This is a genomic window from Herbaspirillum sp. C9C3 (assembly GCF_013359625.1).
GTDB lineage: Bacteria > Pseudomonadota > Gammaproteobacteria > Burkholderiales > Burkholderiaceae_D > Herbaspirillum.
In genome coordinates this window covers 31,889-51,084 of record NZ_JABFMQ010000017.1, presented here as the reverse complement: position 1 = coordinate 51,084, position 19,196 = coordinate 31,889, and the positions used below count along the sequence as shown (strand labels likewise).

Annotated in this window: 13 protein-coding genes and 1 tRNA gene; 7 read left to right on the top strand and 7 right to left on the bottom strand. The window is 61.4% G+C overall.

Annotation, left to right across the window (positions count from 1 at the left end; translation table 11 throughout):
• Nucleotides 1-89: 89 nt before the first annotated feature.
• Nucleotides 90-1,034, bottom strand: coding sequence for a transcriptional activator NhaR (gene nhaR, locus HNO82_RS15910; RefSeq protein ID WP_008332066.1), 945 nt, complete (start codon nt 1,032-1,034; stop codon nt 90-92).
• 176 nt (nt 1,035-1,210) lie between these two features.
• Between nhaR and HNO82_RS15905 the strand changes: the two genes are divergently transcribed.
• The 7 genes from HNO82_RS15905 (at nt 1,211) to HNO82_RS15875 (ending at nt 13,594) form a co-directional block, all read left to right on the top strand.
• Complete coding sequence (locus tag HNO82_RS15905; protein WP_175344387.1) at nt 1,211-1,504, top strand: TFIIB-type zinc ribbon-containing protein; 294 nt, start codon at nt 1,211-1,213, stop codon at nt 1,502-1,504.
• Nucleotides 1,505-1,571: 67 nt separating this feature from the next.
• Nucleotides 1,572-2,549 carry a TerC family protein gene (locus tag HNO82_RS15900; protein ID WP_034351003.1) on the top strand — a complete coding sequence of 326 codons (978 nt, stop codon included), beginning with the start codon at nt 1,572-1,574 and terminating at the stop codon, nt 2,547-2,549.
• A gap of 171 nt (nt 2,550-2,720) precedes the next feature.
• On the top strand, nt 2,721-3,452 hold the full coding sequence (locus HNO82_RS15895) for an REP-associated tyrosine transposase (protein WP_175344386.1): 732 nt from the start codon (nt 2,721-2,723) through the stop codon (nt 3,450-3,452).
• Between the two features lie 185 nt (nt 3,453-3,637).
• On the top strand, nt 3,638-8,314 hold the full coding sequence (locus HNO82_RS15890) for a glutamate synthase-related protein (protein ID WP_175344385.1): 4,677 nt from the start codon (nt 3,638-3,640) through the stop codon (nt 8,312-8,314).
• A 106-nt stretch (nt 8,315-8,420) separates the two neighbouring features.
• A complete protein-coding gene (locus tag HNO82_RS15885; protein ID WP_175344384.1) occupies nt 8,421-9,884 on the top strand; it encodes a glutamate synthase subunit beta in 1,464 nt (487 codons plus the stop codon).
• A gap of 230 nt (nt 9,885-10,114) precedes the next feature.
• Nucleotides 10,115-11,911, top strand: a complete 1,797-nt coding sequence (locus HNO82_RS15880; protein ID WP_175344383.1) for a M61 family metallopeptidase — start codon at nt 10,115-10,117, stop codon at nt 11,909-11,911.
• 222 nt (nt 11,912-12,133) lie between these two features.
• The gene (locus HNO82_RS15875) at nt 12,134-13,594 is read left to right on the top strand and encodes an SPFH domain-containing protein (RefSeq protein ID WP_008332045.1); all 1,461 of its coding nucleotides are present in this window, start codon (nt 12,134-12,136) and stop codon (nt 13,592-13,594) included.
• Between the two features lie 170 nt (nt 13,595-13,764).
• Here the strand turns inward: HNO82_RS15875 and HNO82_RS15870 are convergent, their stop codons facing one another.
• From HNO82_RS15870 to HNO82_RS15845, 6 genes are all read right to left on the bottom strand, one after another.
• Nucleotides 13,765-14,370, bottom strand: a complete 606-nt coding sequence (locus tag HNO82_RS15870) for a 50S ribosomal protein L25/general stress protein Ctc (protein WP_175344382.1) — start codon at nt 14,368-14,370, stop codon at nt 13,765-13,767.
• A gap of 137 nt (nt 14,371-14,507) precedes the next feature.
• Nucleotides 14,508-15,458 (bottom strand): ribose-phosphate pyrophosphokinase, encoded by a 951-nt coding sequence (locus tag HNO82_RS15865; RefSeq protein ID WP_175344381.1) that lies wholly within the window; start codon nt 15,456-15,458, stop codon nt 14,508-14,510.
• A 128-nt stretch (nt 15,459-15,586) separates the two neighbouring features.
• Nucleotides 15,587-15,663: transfer RNA gene (locus HNO82_RS15860), tRNA-Gln, on the bottom strand.
• 84 nt (nt 15,664-15,747) lie between these two features.
• The gene (gene ispE, locus HNO82_RS15855; RefSeq protein WP_175344380.1) at nt 15,748-16,617 is read right to left on the bottom strand and encodes a 4-(cytidine 5'-diphospho)-2-C-methyl-D-erythritol kinase; all 870 of its coding nucleotides are present in this window, start codon (nt 16,615-16,617) and stop codon (nt 15,748-15,750) included.
• A gap of 47 nt (nt 16,618-16,664) precedes the next feature.
• Nucleotides 16,665-17,288, bottom strand: coding sequence for a lipoprotein insertase outer membrane protein LolB (lolB, locus tag HNO82_RS15850; RefSeq protein ID WP_175344379.1), 624 nt, complete (start codon nt 17,286-17,288; stop codon nt 16,665-16,667).
• A complete protein-coding gene (locus HNO82_RS15845; protein WP_008332039.1) occupies nt 17,285-19,087 on the bottom strand; it encodes a tetratricopeptide repeat protein in 1,803 nt (600 codons plus the stop codon). Before HNO82_RS15845 ends, lolB begins: the two co-directional genes overlap by 4 nt.
• Between the last annotated feature and the right edge of the window lie 109 nt (nt 19,088-19,196).

Sequence of the window (19,196 nt, the reverse complement as noted above, 5' to 3'; positions counted from 1 at the left end):
CTCGGCAAGCGGGAGGGTTTTGATATGCACTATGGTGCATATATTTTGCTCTCTGTCCGTCGTCGTATCGTCCGTGATACCGGGCGGCATCATGGATCATTCTTGCGCCTGCCGGTGGGGCGAGGCGGGGTGCTGCCCACGATCAGGTTGCCGCGTGCGGCTGACTGGATCGCCAGCACGGCGGGATGGCTCAGCCTGCGCTCGACCGAGATCGCATAGAACTGTTCGCGGATGGCCTCGGTCTTGCCGATTTCCAGCAGTCCGTACTGCTTGCGGATCTGCCCGGCGATGGCCGTGGGGGCGGCGAAGATGCCCGCACCAGCGTCGCCGAAGGCCAGCAGCAGGGCGCCATCGTCAAATTCACCCGTGATCTGGGGGCGTATGCCTTCCTTTTCGAACCAGCGCAGCAGGCGTGGCCGTACCGCTGCATCTTCGCCCGGCATCAGGAAGGGCGCACCCTCCAGGCTGCGCGGAAAGCCCTTGCGGTAGCGCCGCGCCAGCTCGGGTGTGGCGAAGAAGCTGGTATCGCATTCGCCCAGCAGGTGATGGTAGCCGCGCACGTCCACATTGGGCGGCATGGGACTGTCGGCGATGATGATGTCCAGCTTGTGGATGGCCAGGTCGGCCAGCAGGACGTCGAGCTTGCCTTCGCGGCAGATGATGCGGATCGGATCCTGCATCGCCAGCGCACTTTCCAGCAGCAGGTAGGCGATCGCCTTGGGGACTGCATCGGCCACGCCCACGCGCAATTGCAGGGTGCGCCCACCGGGGCGCAGGCGCAGCGCTTCTTCCAGCTCCTCGCCCAGGCTGAAGATGCGTTCGGCGTAATCGAACACCATGCGGCCTTCGTCATTGAGTTCCAGCCGCCGTCCGACCCGCTTGAAGAGCTTGTAGCCCAGCGATTGCTCGAACAGGCTGATCTGGCCGCTGATGGTCTGCGCCGTCAGGTGCAGGCGCTCGCTGGCGCGCGCTACACCGCCGGTCTTGGCGACGGTCCAGAAGTAGTGGAGATGCTTGTAGTTTAGACTGGCCATGGGATGCGTCCTGGTTCCGGGGTGTTGTCGATACTTCGGTTTTCCCGAAGAATTATCTCAAAATATTCGAATTTTCATTCATTCCGGTTTGGCCTAAAGTAGCGCCTTGTCAGGTGCGGTTGGGAGTTGTCGCCGTGCCGGGCATCGTTGCCAACACTGGAAGAAGGAGAAGCCTGATGAAATGTCCCGTCTGTACATCTCACAACCTGCTGATTTCGGAACGTCAGGGCATCGAGATTGATTACTGCCCGCAATGCCGGGGCGTGTGGCTGGACCGCGGCGAGCTGGACAAGCTGATCGAGCGTTCCGCTGCCAGCCAGGCCGGCGCAGCGCTTGCCCAGCCGGCTGCGCGGGCGCCGATGCACACGCCGCCGCCCGCCCACGATGCCCGCTTCGGGCACGGCGGGCATGGATATGAATACAAGCGCAAGAAAAAGGGCTTCCTGGGCGAAATCTTCGACTTTGATTGAAGATTTTTTCCCGAAACCGATAACCGAAGCCGCCATCGGGCGGTGAACAAGAAGAGAGAGGTCTGACGTGAACGGTGTAGAAAGTTTCGCAAGCCTGCCCATGTGGATAGGTTTCATCGTCTTCGTGCTGGGGATGCTGGCGGTGGACATGTTCGCCCTGGGCGGGCGCAATGCCCACCGGGTTTCCCCCAGGGAGGCGCTGGGCTGGTCGGTGGTATGGGTGTCGCTGGCCTTCATCTTCGCCGGCCTGATGTGGTGGTATCTCGATGCCAACGTGGGCCGCGAGTTCGCCAACCAGAAGGGCGCCGAGTTCCTCTCCGGCTACCTGATCGAGAAGGCGCTGTCGGTGGACAACATCTTCGTGTTCCTGATGATCTTCAGCTATTTCGCCGTGCCGCCTGAAATGCAGCGTCGCGTGCTGCTCTACGGTGTGATCGGTGCCATCGTCATGCGCGCCGTGATGATCCTGCTGGGTGCCTGGATGATCGCGCAGTTCAGCTGGATCCTGTATGTGTTCGGTGCCTTCCTGGTCTTTACCGGCGTGAAGATGCTGATCTTTGCCGACAAGGAAGCTGACCTGGGCGACAACCCGCTGCTGCGCTGGCTGCGTGGCCACATGAAGATCAGTGACAACTATGACGGCGAAAACTTCACCACCCGCATCAATGGCGTGCGCTATTTCACCCCGCTGATGCTGGTGCTGCTGCTGATCGAGATTTCCGATGTGATCTTTGCTGTCGACAGTATCCCGGCCATCTTCGCCATCACCAAGGATCCGTTCATCGTCTTCACCTCGAACATGTTCGCCATCATGGGCTTGCGGGCGCTGTACTTCCTGCTGGCCGATTCGGCAGAGCGCTTCCACCTGCTCAAGTACGGCCTGGCCCTGGTGCTGTTGTTCGTCGGCGGCAAGATGCTGGCCTCCTACTGGTTCCACGTGCCGGTGCTGGTGTCGCTGTCCATCGTCGGTGCCATCCTGGTGGTTTCCATCATCGCCAGCCTGGTCCTGAGCAAGGACAAGGGCAAGGAAAAGATCGCGAACTGATTGCGTCTTGCAAGAAATTCAACGTGGGGCTTGACCGGCTGGAGCAATCTGGCCGGTTTTTTTATGCGCGCATGAAGCATTCTTCCATCGATGCCAATTGAGCATCATGCGTTTATTGGGGACGGAGTGCATTAGAATGTCCGCTCCATTCACCGGTTTGCAGCGTCTGCCATGGCCCGCCTTCCCCGACTCGTCGTTCCGCACCAACCCCATCACATCATCCAGCGCGGCCATGATGGCCTGGTGGTCTTCCGCGATGCGGATGACCATGTGGCCTTCCTGGGCTGGCTCAAGGAGGCCGCCAGGCAATTCAAGGTGGCGGTGCACGCCTATGTGCTCATGCCCGACCACCTGCACCTGCTGGCGACGCCCTCCGACGACCAGGGCCTGGCACGGATGATGCAATGGATAGGGCGCCACTATGTCCCGTATTTCAACCAGAAGCATGGACGCAGCGGCACGCTGTGGCAGGGGCGCTACCGCGCCACCGTCATCGACGCCGAGCTCTACCTGCTGGCGGTCTGCCGCTACATCGAGCTCAACCCCGTGCGCAAGGGCCTGGTGGCCAGTCCCGGGGAGTATCCGTGGTCCAGCTACATGCACCATATCGGCGCCAGGCAGGATGGGTTGATCACCGATCATCCTCAGTATTGGTCGATTGGCAATACTCCCTTCGATCGCGAGATCGCCTATCGCCAGCTCACCGAAGAGGGACTGGCGCGCGCCGAAGTGGAGCGCATCACCGATGCCACGCTCAAGGGTTGGGCGCTGGGATCGGAGGATTTCAAGCAGTCCCTGGAGCGCCAGACGCACCGGCGCGTCAGCCCGGCCAAGCGGGGACGTCCCGCCACTGTTCGTATTGCGGGCGAGGCAGATGAAGTATCCGCGCAGCAAGAATCGTGAACTTTAAAAAATAAGTCTTTTAAATCAACGACTTGAATTCGCTTTTCTTTACTATGTCCCCAATTTAAAAATCCTGAAAATATTGTGGATTTAAATTGCACTCAGACCCTAATTATTTTCATTGAACTATTGGGTGCAGTGCACTATTCTTCAAATCCTTACTGTCAATGTGGTGGAGTTCCGTTATGCACGCGCAAGGCCTTTACGACCCAGCAAATGAACATGACGCCTGTGGCGTCGGTTTCATCGCCCACATCAAGGGCAAGAAAACCCATTCCATCGTTGACCAGGGTTTGCTCATCCTGAAGAACCTGGACCACCGGGGTGCTGTCGGTGCCGACCCGTTGATGGGTGACGGTGCCGGTATCCTGATCCAGATCCCCGACCAGTATTACCGTGAAGAGATGGCCAGGCAGGGCGTGGACCTGCCGCCGCCCGGTGAATACGGCGTGGGCATGATCTTCCTGCCCAAGGAAAACGCTTCCCGCATTGCCTGTGAACAGGAAATCGAACGCGCGGTGCTGGCCGAAGGCCAGATCGTGCTGGGCTGGCGCGATGTGCCGGTGGACCGCGACATGCCGATGTCGCCCACCGTGCGCGAAAAAGAGCCGGTGATCCGCCAGATCTTCATCGGCCGTGGTCCGGACGTGATGGTCACCGATGCGCTGGAACGCAAGCTGTACGTGATCCGCAAGTCGTCCGGCCACGCCATCCAGGCGCTGAACCTGTTGCACGGCAAGGAATTCTTCGTGCCCTCGATGTCGGCCCGCACCGTGGTCTACAAGGGCCTGCTGCTGGCCGACCAGGTCGGCGTGTACTACAAGGATCTGCAGGACGAGCGCTGCGTCTCCGCGCTGGCCCTGGTGCACCAGCGCTTCTCCACCAACACCTTCCCGGAATGGCCGTTGGCCCACCCGTACCGCCTGATCGCCCACAACGGTGAAATCAACACCGTCAAGGGCAACTTCAACTGGATGCGCGCCCGCGAAGGCGTGATGCAGTCTGCCGTGCTGGGTTCGGACCTGAAGAAGCTGTTCCCGCTGATCTATGAAGGCCAGTCCGACACCGCCAGCTTCGACAACGCGCTGGAACTGCTGGTCATGGCCGGCTATCCGCTGCCGCAGGCGATGATGATGATGGTCCCCGAAGCCTGGGAAAACCACACCTCGATGGACGACAACCGCCGCGCCTTCTACGAATACCACGCCGCCATGATGGAACCGTGGGACGGCCCCGCTGCGCTGGCCTTCACCGACGGTCGCCACATCGGTGGCACGCTGGACCGCAACGGCCTGCGTCCGGCGCGCTACATCGTCACCGATGACGACCTGGTGGTGATGGCTTCCGAATCCGGCGTGCTGCCCATTCCCGAATCCAAGATCATCCAGAAGTGGCGCCTGCAGCCGGGCAAGATGTTCCTGATCGACCTGGACGCCGGCCGCATCATCGACGACAAGGAACTCAAGGACACCTACGCCAACGCCAAGCCCTACAAGCAGTGGATCAACTCGGTGCGCGTCAAGCTGGACGAGTTGAAGGAAGAGCCGCGTCAGCCTTCTTCGCCGTTGAAGCTGCTGGACCTGCAGCAGGTCTTCGGCTACACCCAGGAAGACGTCAAGTTCCTGATGGCCCCCATGGCCAGCGGTGGCGAGGAAGCCATCGGCTCCATGGGCAATGACTCGCCGCTGGCGGTCATGTCCAACAAGAACAAGCCGCTGTACAACTACTTCCGCCAGCTGTTCGCGCAGGTGACCAACCCGCCCATCGACCCGATCCGCGAAGCGCTGGTCATGTCGCTGGTGTCCTTCATCGGTCCCAAGCCCAACCTGCTGGACACCAACAACATCAACCCGCCGATGCGCCTGGAAGTGTCGCAGCCGGTGCTGGACTACGACGATATCGCCAAGCTGCGCAACATCAGCGCGCACAGCGGCGGCAAGTTCAAGTCCTACGAACTGAACATCTGCTATCCGGTCGCCTGGGGCAAGGAAGGCATCGAAGCCCGCCTGGCCTCGCTGTGCGCCAAGGCCGTCGATGCGGTCAAGTCGGGCCACAACATCCTGATCATCTCGGACCGCAAGGTCGATGCCGACCAGCTGCCGATCCCGGCACTGCTGGCCACTTCGGCCATCCACCAGCACCTGGTCAGCAAGGGCCTGCGCACCTCCACCGGCCTGGTTGTGGAAACCGGCTCGGCCCGCGAAACGCACCACTTCGCCCTGCTGGCAGGCTATGGCGCCGAAGCGATCCACCCGTACCTGGCGATGGATACGCTGGCCGATCTGGCCAAGGGTCTGCCGGGCGACCTCTCGCCTGAGAAGGCCATCTACAACTTCCAGAAGGCAGTCGGCAAGGGCTTGCTGAAGGTCATGTCCAAGATGGGCATCTCGACCTACATGTCCTACTGCGGCGCGCAGATCTTCGAAGCCATCGGCCTGTCCAAGGCTCTGGTGGACAAGTACTTCAAGGGTACCGCCTCCAACGTCGAAGGCATCGGCGTGTTCGAAGTGGCCGAAGAAGCGCTGCGCCTGCATACCGCTGCCTTCAGCGCCGACCCGGTGCTGGCCAACGCACTGGATGCCGGTGGCGAATACGCCTTCCGTATCCGTGGCGAAGAGCACATGTGGACTCCGGATGCGATCGCCAAACTGCAGCACTCGACCCGTTCGAACAGCTACAACACCTACAAGGAATACGCCCAGATCATCAACGACCAGTCCAAGCGCCACATGACGCTGCGCGGCCTGTTCGAGTTCAAGATCGACCCGTCCAAGGCGATCTCGATCGATGAAGTGGAACCGGCCAAGGAAATCGTCAAGCGTTTTGCCACCGGCGCCATGTCGCTGGGCTCGATCTCGACCGAAGCCCACGCCACGCTGGCCATCGCCATGAACCGTATCGGTGGCAAGTCCAACACCGGCGAAGGTGGTGAAGACGTCAACCGTTATCGCAACGAGTTGAAGGGCATCCCCATCAAGCAAGGTGCGACCCTGGCGTCGGAAATCGGCAAGGAACACATCGAAGTCGACATCCCGCTGCAAGAAGGCGACTCGCTGCGTTCGCGCATCAAGCAGGTGGCGTCGGGCCGTTTCGGCGTGTCCGCCGAATACCTGATCTCGGCCGACCAGATCCAGATCAAGATGGCCCAGGGCGCCAAGCCCGGTGAAGGCGGCCAACTGCCCGGCCACAAGGTCTCGGAATACATCGCCAAGCTGCGCGTGTCGGTGCCGGGCGTGGGTCTGATCTCGCCGCCGCCGCACCATGACATCTACTCCATCGAGGATCTGGCCCAGCTGATCCACGACCTGAAGAACGTCAACCCGCGCGCTTCCATCTCGGTCAAGCTGGTCTCCGAAGTGGGTGTCGGTACCGTCGCTGCCGGCGTGGCCAAGGCCAAGTCGGATCACGTGGTCATCGCCGGTCACGATGGCGGTACCGGTGCTTCGCCGCTGTCCTCGATCAAGCATGCCGGTTCCCCGTGGGAACTGGGCCTGGCGGAAACCCAGCAGACCCTGGTCCTGAACGGCCTGCGCAACCGTATCCGCGTGCAGGCTGACGGCCAGATGAAGACCGGCCGCGACGTCGTCATCGGCGCCATGCTGGGCGCGGACGAATTCGGTTTCGCCACCGCACCGCTGGTGGTCGAAGGCTGCATCATGATGCGCAAGTGCCACCTGAACACCTGCCCGGTGGGCGTGGCCACGCAAGATCCGGTGCTGCGCGCCAAGTTCTCCGGCAAGCCGGAACACGTGGTCAACTTCTTCTTCTTCATCGCCGAAGAAGCACGCCAGATCATGGCGCAACTGGGCATCCGCAAGTTCGATGACCTGATCGGCCGTGCCGACCTGCTGGACCGTTCCAAGGCAATCGCGCACTGGAAGGCCAAGGGCCTGGACTTCAGCCGCATCTTCCATCAGCCCGAGTCGAAGCTGCCGGTGTACCACACCGACGTGCAAGACCACGGTCTGGACAAGGCGCTGGACCACAAGCTGATCGCACAAGCGAAGATCGCGCTGGAAAAGGGCGAGAAGGTTTCCTTCATCTCCCCGATCAAGAACCTCAACCGCACCGTCGGCGCTATGCTCTCGGGTGAAGTGGCCAAGCGTTACGGCGACGAAGGCCTGCCGGACGACACCATCCACATCCAGCTGCAAGGCACCGCAGGCCAGTCCGCTGGCGCCTTCCTGGCCAAGGGCGTGACCCTGGACCTGGTCGGCGAAGGCAACGACTACGTCGGCAAGGGCTTGTCGGGTGGCCGCATCATCGTGCGTCCCAACACCGAGTTCCGTGGCCGTGCCGTGGACAACATGATCTCCGGCAATACCGTCCTGTACGGCGCCATCAGTGGTGAAGCCTTCATCAACGGCGTGGCCGGCGAGCGTTTCGCCGTGCGCAACTCCGGCGCCACTGCGGTGGTGGAAGGCACGGGCGACCACGGTTGCGAATACATGACCGGTGGCACCGTGGTGGTGCTGGGCAATACCGGCCGCAACTTCGCTGCCGGTATGTCGGGTGGTATCGCCTACGTGTATGACCCGGAAGGTGATTTCGCCGGCAAGTGCAATACCTCGATGGTCAGCCTGGAGAAGGTCTTGTCCGACACCGAACAGGAGCAGACCCTGGGCCGCAACATCTGGCACAGCCTGCTGCGCGGTGGCGAACGCCAGACCGACGAAGCCATCCTGCGCGGCTTGATTGAACGCCACTTCAAGTACACCGGCAGCACGCGTGCGCGCTACCTGCTGGATAACTGGGCGGCGTCGCGCGCCAAGTTCGTCAAGGTGTTCCCGACCGAGTACAAGCGTGCGCTGGCCGAACTGGCCGCCGCTGCCGAAACGAAGAAGGAAAAGGTCGCCGCCTGATCTTCAGGCAGTGATCGGACTAATCAATCAAGCACGCCGGCGGGCGTGGCGCCACCGAGAGTGAGAGCGCAGCCCGCCGCATCCTTAGCGAGAATGTGAGAGGAAAATGGGAAAAGCAACCGGTTTCATGGAGTACCAGCGCCTGAAAGAGGCCAGCGAGGCACCTGCCGCGCGTACCAAGCATTACAAGGAATTCGTCCTGCACCTCAGCGACGCCGACGCCAAGATCCAGGGCGCGCGCTGCATGGACTGCGGCATCCCCTTCTGCAACAACGGCTGCCCGGTCAACAACATCATTCCCGACTGGAATGATCTGGTCTATCGCGGCAACTACAAGGAAGCCCTGGACACCCTGCACCAGACCAACAACTTCCCCGAGTTCACCGGCCGCATCTGCCCGGCACCCTGCGAAGCCGCCTGCACCCTGGGCATCAACAACGACGCCGTAGGCATCAAGTCGATCGAGCACTTCATCATCGACAAGGGCTGGGAAAACGGCTGGGTGGTGCCGCAACCTGCTGCGGTCAAGACCGGCAAGAAAGTTGCCGTGGTCGGCTCCGGTCCTGCCGGCCTGGCCGCTGCCCAGCAACTGGCGCGCGCCGGTCACGACGTGACCGTGTTCGAAAAGAATGACCGCGTCGGCGGCCTGCTGCGTTATGGCATCCCCGACTTCAAGATGGAAAAGTCGCACATCGACCTGCGCGTGGAACAGATGAAGGCCGAAGGCGTGAGCTTCCGTACCGGCGTTTTCGTCGGCAAGGAATTCCCCGAGACCGTCAACAACTGGTCCAAGGAATCCGTCACTCCCGAAGAACTGAAGAAGGAATTCGATGCCGTCGTCATCGCCGGTGGTGCAGAGTCCCCGCGTGACCTGCCGGTGCCGGGCCGCGAGCTGAAGGGTGTGCATTTCGCCATGGATTTCCTGCCGCTGCAGAACAAGGTCAATGCCGGCGACAAACTGAAGAACCAGATCATGGCCACCGGCAAGAACGTGGTCGTCATCGGCGGTGGCGACACCGGCTCCGACTGCGTCGGTACCTCCAACCGTCATGGTGCTGCCTCGGTGACTCAGTTCGAACTGATGCCGCAACCGCCGGAGTCCGAAAACAAGCCGCTGGTCTGGCCTTACTGGCCGATCAAGCTGCGTACCTCTTCCTCCCACGAGGAAGGTTGCGCACGTGACTTCGCAGTGACCACCAAGCGCCTGGAAGGCAAGGGCGGCAAGGTCGAGAAGCTGATCGCCGCACGTGTCGAGTTCAAGGACGGCAAGATGGTCGAAGTACCCGATTCGGAATTCGAGATCAAGGCTGACCTGGTGCTGCTGGCCATGGGCTTCGTCTCGCCGGTGCAGCAGGTACTGGATGCCTTCGGCGTCGAGAAGGATGCGCGCGGCAATGCCAAGGCCACTACCGATGGCGAAGGCTGCTACAAGACTTCGGTGGACAAGGTCTTTGCGGCCGGTGACATGCGTCGTGGCCAGTCGCTGGTGGTGTGGGCGATCCGCGAAGGCCGCCAGTGCGCACGTGCAGTCGATGAGTTCCTGATGGGTTCTTCGCTGCTGCCGCGCTGATGCGCTTGGCTGCCCCGGCGATGCGCGCCGGATGTTTCATATGATTTATATGTTTTATATGATTTATATGGTTTAAAAAGTAGTGCGGAAAGTTTGTGTGACTCTGGACCCGGAACGACGCAAGTCGGTCCGGGTTTTTTTTCGTCCCCCGGCCAGCGTCCCATGCGGTGCGGCGGCGCGTGTAAAATGGCCCATCGCCGCACGTCGGCACCACTCCTACGCACATCGCAATGGCAACTCCGATCCGTTATAGCATCACGTCCCTCGATCCAGCTTCCCACCTTTACGACGTCAGCATCACGGTCGATGCGCCGTCCGCCGATGGGCAGCTGTTCTCGCTGCCGGCCTGGATTCCGGGCAGCTACATGATCCGCGAGTTCGGCAAGAACATTGTGCAACTGCGTGGTCAATCCAATGGCCGCAAGGTGGCAGTGAAGAAGCTGGACAAGCACACCTGGCAAGCCGCCCCCTGCAAGGGCGCGCTCACGCTGCACTATCAGGTGTATGCCTGGGACTTGTCGGTGCGCACGGCCCACCTGGACCGTACGCATGGCTTCTTCAATGGCACCAGCGTCTTCCTGGCCGCGCATGGTTTCGAGGATGGTGAGCAGGTGGTCGATATCGTCCGTCCGGAAGGGGAGGACTTCAAGCGCTGGCGCGTGGCCACGGCCATGCCGGAACTCAAGGCCAAGCGCTATGGTTTCGGGACTTACGTCGCACCGAACTACGATGCACTGATCGATCATCCGGTAGAAATCGGTGACTTCGCATTGGCCACCTTCCAGGCCCATGGCGTGCCACATGATGTGGTCATCACGGGCCGCGTCCCCAATCTCGACATGGCTCGCCTGTGCGACGACCTCAAGAAGATCTGCGAGGCCCAGATCGCCTTCTTCGAGCCGCGCAGCAAGCGTGCGCCCATGGATCGCTATGTCTTCATGACGCTGGCCGTGGGCGATGGCTACGGCGGTCTTGAGCACCGTGCGTCGACCGCACTGATCTGCTCGCGCGCCGACCTGCCGGTCAAGGGCAAGCCGGAGCAGACCGATGGCTACCGCACTTACCTCGGCCTGTGCAGCCATGAGTATTTCCACACTTGGAACGTCAAGCGCATCAAGCCCGCAGTGTTCGCTCCCTACGACCTGCGCCAGGAAAACTATACTTCGCTGCTGTGGCTCTTCGAGGGTTTCACCAGTTATTACGACGATCTGTTCCTGGTGCGCACCGGTGTCATCGATGTCGACAATTACCTCAAGCTGCTCGGCAAGACCGTCACCGGCGTGTTGCGTGGGACCGGGCGCAAGAAGCAGAGCGTGGCCGAGTCCAGTTTCGATGCCTGGGTGAAGTATTACCGCCAGGATGAGAATGCCAGCAATTCCGTCGTCAGCTACTACACCAAGGGTTCGCTGGTGGCATTGGGGCTGGACCTGAGCATTCGTAGCCAGACCCGTGGGCGACGCTCGCTGGATGATGTGATGCGCGGCCTGTGGGCGCGTTATGGGCGCGACTTCTACAACGGCAAGGCGCAGGGTGTTCCGGAAGATGAGATTCTGGCCCTGATGGAGGAGTTGAGCGGTGCCGATCTGAAGCGCTTCCATGACCGCCACATCCATGGCACCGAGGACGTGCCGCTGGAGGATCTGCTGCCTGCCTTCGGCGTGGCCTATGAAGCCAGCCTGCCGGCCGATGCCAGACCATGGCTCGGTGCGCGTATCGGCAAGGAAGGGGGCGATGCCAAGCTGGCCGCCGTGTATGAAGGCGGGCCGGCGATGCAGGCCGGACTGTCGGCGGGCGACAAGCTGGTGGCCATCGATGGCCTGCGCGTACCGGCCTCGGGACCTGACGGTTTGCTGGCCCGTTATCGCCTGAACGACACCGTACGTGTCCACGCCTTCCGTCGTGATGAACTCATGGAGTTCAGCGTCAGGCTCAAGTCCGATAGCGCGCCGCAGGTCAGCCTCAAGATGCTGGGCAAGCCGGTGGCGGTGCTGCGTCTGCGCAAGGCCTGGCTCAACAGCAGTAAATAATTTACTGATGTTGCGCCGGTCCGCATGGGCCGGCGCACTTTTGGCGTCCTGCCATTTCTGCTTGTTTGAAAAATTGCATTGAGGAAAATCTCCTGTAAGATGAGAATCCCGCAGAGCTTGCGTTGCGCATAAGAGCACTGGCCAATCAGGCACAGGCCGCACGCCTTCTCTGTTTTTCGGGCTGACCCACGACGGCCCGTCATTTCATCCACAAGGAGAGGTATGAGTATCCTGGAGTTAAGTCTGATCGTGGCCGTCGCGGCCATTCTGCTGCTGGTTCTGATCATCGCCATCACGCTGCGCCGCGTGGTGCCGACCAACATGGTCCACATCGTGCAGACCTCGCATTCAAGCACCCCCTACGGACGCGGCAAGCCCGCCGGCAATACCTACTACGCCTGGCCCAGCTGGGTGCCCAAACTGGGCATCACGGTGACCGAATTCCCCGAGAGCATTTTCCAGGTCGCGCTGAACAACTACGAAGCCTATGACAAGGAGCGTCTGCCCTTCGTCATCGATGCCGTGGCCTTCTTCCGCGTCGACAATGCCGAGACGGCGGCGCAACGCGTAGCCACCTTCGATGCCTTGCACACCGACCTCAAGGCTGTGCTGCAGGGCGCGGTGCGTCGCGTGCTGGCCACCAATGCGCTGGAAGACATCATGCAGTCGCGCGCCGAACTGGGCGCGCAATTCACGATGGAGGTACAGGAGCAGATCTCGCAATGGGGCGTGCTGCCGGTGAAGACCATTGAATTCATGGACCTGCGCGACGCCAATGGCAGCACCGTCATCAACAACGTGATGGCCAAGGAAAAGTCGCGCATCGAGATGGAAAGCCGGGTCAAGGTTGCCGAAAACCAGCGTCAGGCAGAGCTGGCCGAGATTGATGCCAAGCGGACCGTGGAAGTGCAGCGTCAGGATGCGGCCCAGCAGATTGGCCTGCGTACGGCGGAAAAGGAAAAGCAGGTCGGTATCGCCAACGAGCAGGCCCAGCAGGAAATCAAGGCCGCTGCCAAGACCACCACCGAGCGCGACATGGATGTGAAGAAGGTGCAGGAAGTGCGCGGCGCCGAAATCGCACGCGATGTGGCGGCGGTGCGGGCCGAGCAGGAGAAGCAGGTGGCGGTGGTCAATGCGGATGCGCAGAAGCAGGTGCAGGTCATCAATGCTGACGCCCAGAAGCAGGCGGTCACCACCCGGGCCGAGGGTGACCTCGCCGCTGCGCTCAAGGAAGCTGATGGTGTGCGCGCGCGTGGTGAGGCCGCAGCCGCCGCCGAGCAGGCCATGCTGATGGCACCCGTGACCACGCAGATCCAGCTGGCCAAGGAGATCGGTGCCAATGCCGGTTACCAGCAATACCTGATCACCATCAAGCAGGTCGAAGTGGGACGTGACGTCGGTATCGAAATGGCGCGCGCCATGCAGCATGCGGACCTGAAGGTGATCGCCAATGCCGGCGACATGCAGCAGGGCGTGGCCAAGTTGGGCGACCTCTTTACGCCCGCCGGCGGCACCAAGCTGACCGGTATGCTCGCCGCCCTGAGCCAGACGCCGGAGGGCAAGCAGTTCCTCGATCACGTGGCGCCGCTGCTGGCCAAGGGGGGCACTACCGGCGCGCTGGTCGGGGCCGCGACCCGGAATCCTGCGGCGGCAGCATTGGCCGGTGAGGCCGCAGAAAAATGAAGGGAAAGAAGTGGGGAGAAGAGAAGCTTGATATCGAGTCAGCTCATCTCTCCCCCATCTAGAACGCATCTCACGCCTATTTATGAAATGGGTTCTAGCATCAGAGCCCGTTAACGAAAAAACCCGCCAACGCAAATTGGCGGGTTTTTTCTTGCAGCGGAAAAAGCGAATTACTTGGCTTCTTCAGCGCCGCCAGCAGCTTCACCTTCAGCGGCCACTTGACCAGCCGGCACGGTGGCGGTGGCGATGGTCAGGTTTTCCTGGGTCACGGCGGTCACGCCGTTGGGCAGCTTCAGGTCAGCCAGGTGGATCGATTGACCGACGTCCAGCTTGGCCAGGTCGACTTCGATGAACTCAGGCAGGTTCTTCGGCAGGCAGGTCACGTCCAGTTCGGCAGCCACGTGGCTGATGATGCCGGCGTGCAGCTTGACGGCCGGCGAGATCTCGGCGTTCACGAAGTGCAGGGGCACCTTGGTGTGCAGCTTCTGGGAAGCATCCACGCGTTGGAAGTCAACGTGCAGGACCAGTTGCTTGAACGCGTGGACTTGGAAGTCACGCAGCAGCACTTGCTCGACCTTGCCGTCGATTTCCAGGTCCAGGATGGACGAGTGGAAGGTTTCCTTCTTCAGGGCGTGGTACAGCGCGTTGTGGTCAACAGCGATGTTGGTCGGGGCAGCGGTGCCACCGTAGACGATACCCGGGGTTTGACCCGCGCGACGCAGGCGGCGGCTCGCTCCGGTGCCCTGTTCATTACGCGGAAAGGCGATGACTTTCATTTGATAACTCCAATGTTGGCGGAGCTCGTCGTGGAATCATTCCATGGACGGTTGCCCCGTGAGATAAATATTCCCCGCGACCAGGGAATACGAAAAAACCTCGCTACGAAAAAACGCAGCGAGGCGAATGCAAAATCTTATTCAGCAAACAGCGACATCACCGAGTCACCCTTGGTGATGCGCTTGAAGGTCTCGGCCAGCAGGTCGGCGCAGGTCAGCTGACGCACCTTCGGGCAGCCGCGTGCAGCAGGCGAGAGCGGAATGGTGTCGGTAACGACCAGTTCATCCAGCGGCGAATTGGCAATGCGCTCGATCGCCGGACCCGACAGCACCGGGTGTGTACAGTAAGCCACGACCTTCTTGGCACCGCGTTCCTTCAACACTTCAGCAGCCTTGGTCAGGGTGCCGGCGGTATCGACCATGTCATCCATGATGACGCAGTTGCGGCCTTCGACTTCACCGATGATGTTCATCACTTCGGAGACGTTGGCCTTGGGACGACGCTTGTCGATGATGGCCAGGTCGCAGTTCAGACGCTTGGCCAGCGCACGGGCGCGCACCACGCCGCCCACGTCGGGCGAAACGACCAGCAGGTCGTCGTAGTTCTTGTTGACCAGGTCACCCAGCAGGATCGGCGAGGCGTAGATGTTGTCCACCGGGATATCGAAGAAGCCCTGGATCTGGTCTGCGTGCAGATCCATGATCAGGACGCGCTCGACGCCGGCTTCCTGCAGCATGTTGGCCACGACCTTGGCCGAGATGGCAACCCGCGCCGAACGCGGGCGGCGGTCCTGGCGGGCATAGCCGAAGTAGGGGATGGCGGCGGTGATGCGACCGGCCGATGCGCGCTTCAAGGCGTCGACCATGATCATGATTTCCATCAGGTTGTCATTGGTCGGTGCGCAGGTGGACTGCAGCACGAAGACGTCCTTGCCGCGAACGTTTTCATTGATCTCGACCATGACTTCGCCGTCGGAGAACTTGGAAACGTTGGCCTTGCCCAGCGGGATACCGAGTTTCTCAGCGACGCCGCGCGCCAGTTCGGGGTTGGCGTTGCCCGTAAAAACCATCAGGTTCTCAAGTGCCATGTGGGTATCCCTGAATGCAATCGTTAAAAAGTCGAAAAGCCGACAATGCTTGACTTGTTCGGTCTCACATTGACGGCTTATTTTTCTGACTGGACCCGGGCCTCAATGAAAGGCCTGTCCGAATTAAATGGCAGGGGAACAAGGATTCGAACCTTGGAATGCCGGAATCAAAATCCGGTGCCTTAACCAGCTTGGCGATTCCCCTACGCAACTTGCTGTTTGCCGTGCCGGCGCGCTCATCATCAGGCGCTGCGTCTTCGTCAAACCAATTCTCAATTTCAATTCTTTATCACGACTGCACTAAATGGGCGAGAGGATGTTCCTGCATCGCTTTGGCTTTCCAGCCGATCCAGCGCGAAGGCAACTGCTTGAGCACTTCGTCTGCCTCATGTTCGTGTTCGAATGCACAAAACACACAGGCGCCAGATCCGGTCATCCTTGCACTCCCGAATTTGCCCAGCCACTCGACTGCCGCTGCCACTTCGGGGAAATGTGCACTTGCCACCATTTCCAGATCGTTCTTCCCGAAGCTGGAAGCAACTTGTTTCGTCGCATCAGGAAAGTCCGTTATTCTGACGGGTTGCGTATCCCTTGTCAACAACTTTGAAGAAAAAATTATCGAAGTTGGAACAGATACGCCCGGCTCGATCACCACATACCAGCAATCTGCCGTACGCAGTGCCGACAATTCTTCGCCCACACCTTCGGCGAAAGCATTGCGACCGAACAGGAAGAAGGGAACATCGGCACCCAGCTTCAAGCCCATCTCCATCAGCGAGGCGCGATTGTAGCCGCATTTCCATAGATGATTCAAGACCAACAGCGTCGTGGCCGCATCGGAAGAACCGCCACCGACACCGCCGCCCATGGGCAGCAGCTTGTGCACCGTGATGTCGGCGCCCAGGTGCGGCTGGCCGCTGGCCTGGCGCAGCAGGTGCGCGGCGCGGATGACCAGGTCGGATTGCTCGGGCACGCCGGCGACCTCATTGGTACGGCGGATCTGCCCATCCTCACGCAGACTGAAGTCGAGCGTGTCGCAACGGTCGATGAGCTGGAAGGCCGATTGCAGCAGGTGATAGCCGTCCGCACGACGACCGGTCACGTGCAGGAACAGGTTGAGCTTGGCCGGCGCCGGGCAGGCGGTGAGGGTGGTGGTCATGCTTGGTACGGATTCTTCAGTTGAGGAGCGGGCTGGATGAAGGGCTCTCAGGGTTTCTTCCAGCCGTCGATGGCGATGCGGATCGCCACCTTGCCGGCCTGCGTGGTATTGCGGGTCAGGTCGATGCGCTTGGGCCGCGTCTGGCCGCTGGCGGCATCGCTTTCCCAGTTGGCATAGGTGACGCGCCAGCCATCACGGGTGGTGAAGCTGGCGTCGTTCTCGCCCGCCCTGGCCACGAAGGGCTTGCCGTTGGCATCGATGCCGCTGCCCTGCAGCCATTGGCGCATGCCGGAGACCGGCAGCGGCCAGCCCAGCGATTGCGCGGCCAGCGCATCCACATCGGCGGCCACCTGCGGTGCTCGGCCCGACTGCACCAGCGTGGCGATGCCGGGCTTGACGTTGATGGTGGCCACCGTCTGGCCCAGCGGCGAGAACATCTCCAGGTTCAGCTCTTGCGGGGTCTGCTTCCAGAAGAAGCTGCCATGCAGGGATTGCGGACGCTCATCCTGTTCGTACTGTACCGAGATACGGCCATCGATCTCGATGCTGCTCTGGTAGGCCGGTGCGGTCGCGCCAGGGGATACCGCATCCCGGGATACCGTGGCGCAACCGCCCAGCAGAGCGACCAGACAGAGGGCAGCCCCCCTCTGGAAAGCGCGTGTTTTGCTCATAACTTCACATTCAGACGCGCCAGCGTGCTTTTCAGGACTTCATTGCCAGGTTCCTTGAGGCTGACTTCGCGCCAAATCTTGCGTGCTTCGTCCTGCTTGCCATTGGTCCACAGGACTTCACCCAGGTGCACGCCGATCTCCACATCCGCCCGCAAGGCATAGGCGTGGCGCATCTGGGTCTCGGCCTCCTGCATGCGGCCCAGGCGGAACAGCACCCAGCCCAGGCTGTCGGCGATGAAGGCATCGTCCGGTGCCAGGTCGGCGGCCTTCTGGATCAGCTCCAGCGCTTCGGGCAGACGGATGTTGCGATCGGCCAGCGAGTAGCCCAGGGCATTGTAGGCATGCTGGTTGCCCGGTGCCAGCTGCATGACGCGGCGCAGCTGCTTTTCCATCTCGTCGTACTGGCCCAGCTTTTCCAGGACCATGGAATAGTCATAGAGCAGGTCGGTATTGTTGGGGAAGCGCTGCAGGCCGGCCTTGAGCACGTCGGCCGCTTCCTGGTTGCGGTTGGCATCGCGCAAGAGGCTGGACTCGGCCAGCATCAGCTGCAATTGCTCGCCGTCGTTGGTCGATTCGGCCTGGGCATCTTCCAGCGCCTTGCGGGCGCCTTCGATGTCGTTCTTGCGGGCCAGCAACTGGGCGCGTCGCACCTGGATGTTGACATAGCCATCGGTTCCCGGTTCGGCCTGGTCCAGATAGCGCAGGGCCGAATCCAGGTCACGCCGCTCCTCGGCGATGCGCGAGAGCAGCAGCAGCGCCTGGCTGGGGTCGCGGTCTTCCTCGGGCTGGGCCGAGAGTACCTGCAGGTAGCGCTGCAGATAGTATTCGGCATCCTTCAACTGATCGGTCTGGGCCGAGAGCACACCCAGGGCGAACAGGGTGGTGGCGTCTTCGCTGTCTTCCTTCAACAGGGTCTCGAACTGGCTGCGGGCCTTCTTGTAGTCCTTCTGCTCGACCAGACTGCGCGCATAGGCGACCCGCACTTCGCGGGCATCGGGATACTTGCGCAGGAAGTCCGTCACCAGCCTGGTCGCATCCTTGTTGTTGGAGGCGACCTGGGCGGCGGTGAGCACGGCCAGTTCCGAATCGGGCTTGATCTTCATGGCGGCAGCGGCTTCGCGCTGGGCGGTGCTGCCATCGCCCATGCTGAAGGCGCCCTGGGCCAGGGCCAGGTGGGTTTCCATCAGATCACCGTAGGGCTTGCTGATGTTTTGCAGGATGGTGTAACCGGCCTGTTTGTCCTTGGCGCGGGACAGCAGGCGCTGGATCTGCAGCAGCATCGGGCCGCGCGCCTGCGGGGCGGCGTCGGCCAGGCGCTGGTTCAGCAGCGGCTCGATCTCGTCGATGCTGTCCGAGAGCATGATCAGACCGAGGTAATTTTGCAGGGCTTCATCCGAATGCGGGGCCAGTTCGGTCCACAGGCGCACGGCCACCAGGGCTTCGCTGGGCTGGCGCGCGGCCACGGCCATTTCGGCGGCGCGCTTGGCCAGGCGCGGGTCGCGCGTCTGCTGGGCGGCCGCCAGCATGGTCACGTAGGCCGATTGCCACTGACCGCGCTGGAAGGCGATCTCGGCGGTCAGCACTTTGTAGAGGATGTCCTCGCTCAGCGCTACGGCGGGCAGCGCGTCTTCCTGCGGCTGGACCTTGGCCTTGGCCGCCTTCTTGCGATGGGCAGCCTTGGCCGAAGCCGTCTTCTGGTCCTGGGCCGCCTGGGGGTTCTCCTTGTCGCCGGGCTGCTGGAAGCTTGAACAGGCAGTCAGCAGCAGGGAACTGGTGAGGAGGGCGATGGTTTTTTTCAAGATGTCATCCTGACGATTCGAAGAGGTTCGATTTTACGCGCAACAACCGTGGCGTTGCTGACCGCGCCGATAGCGCAGTGTAATCCATCTTTGACAAGCTTCTGCACAC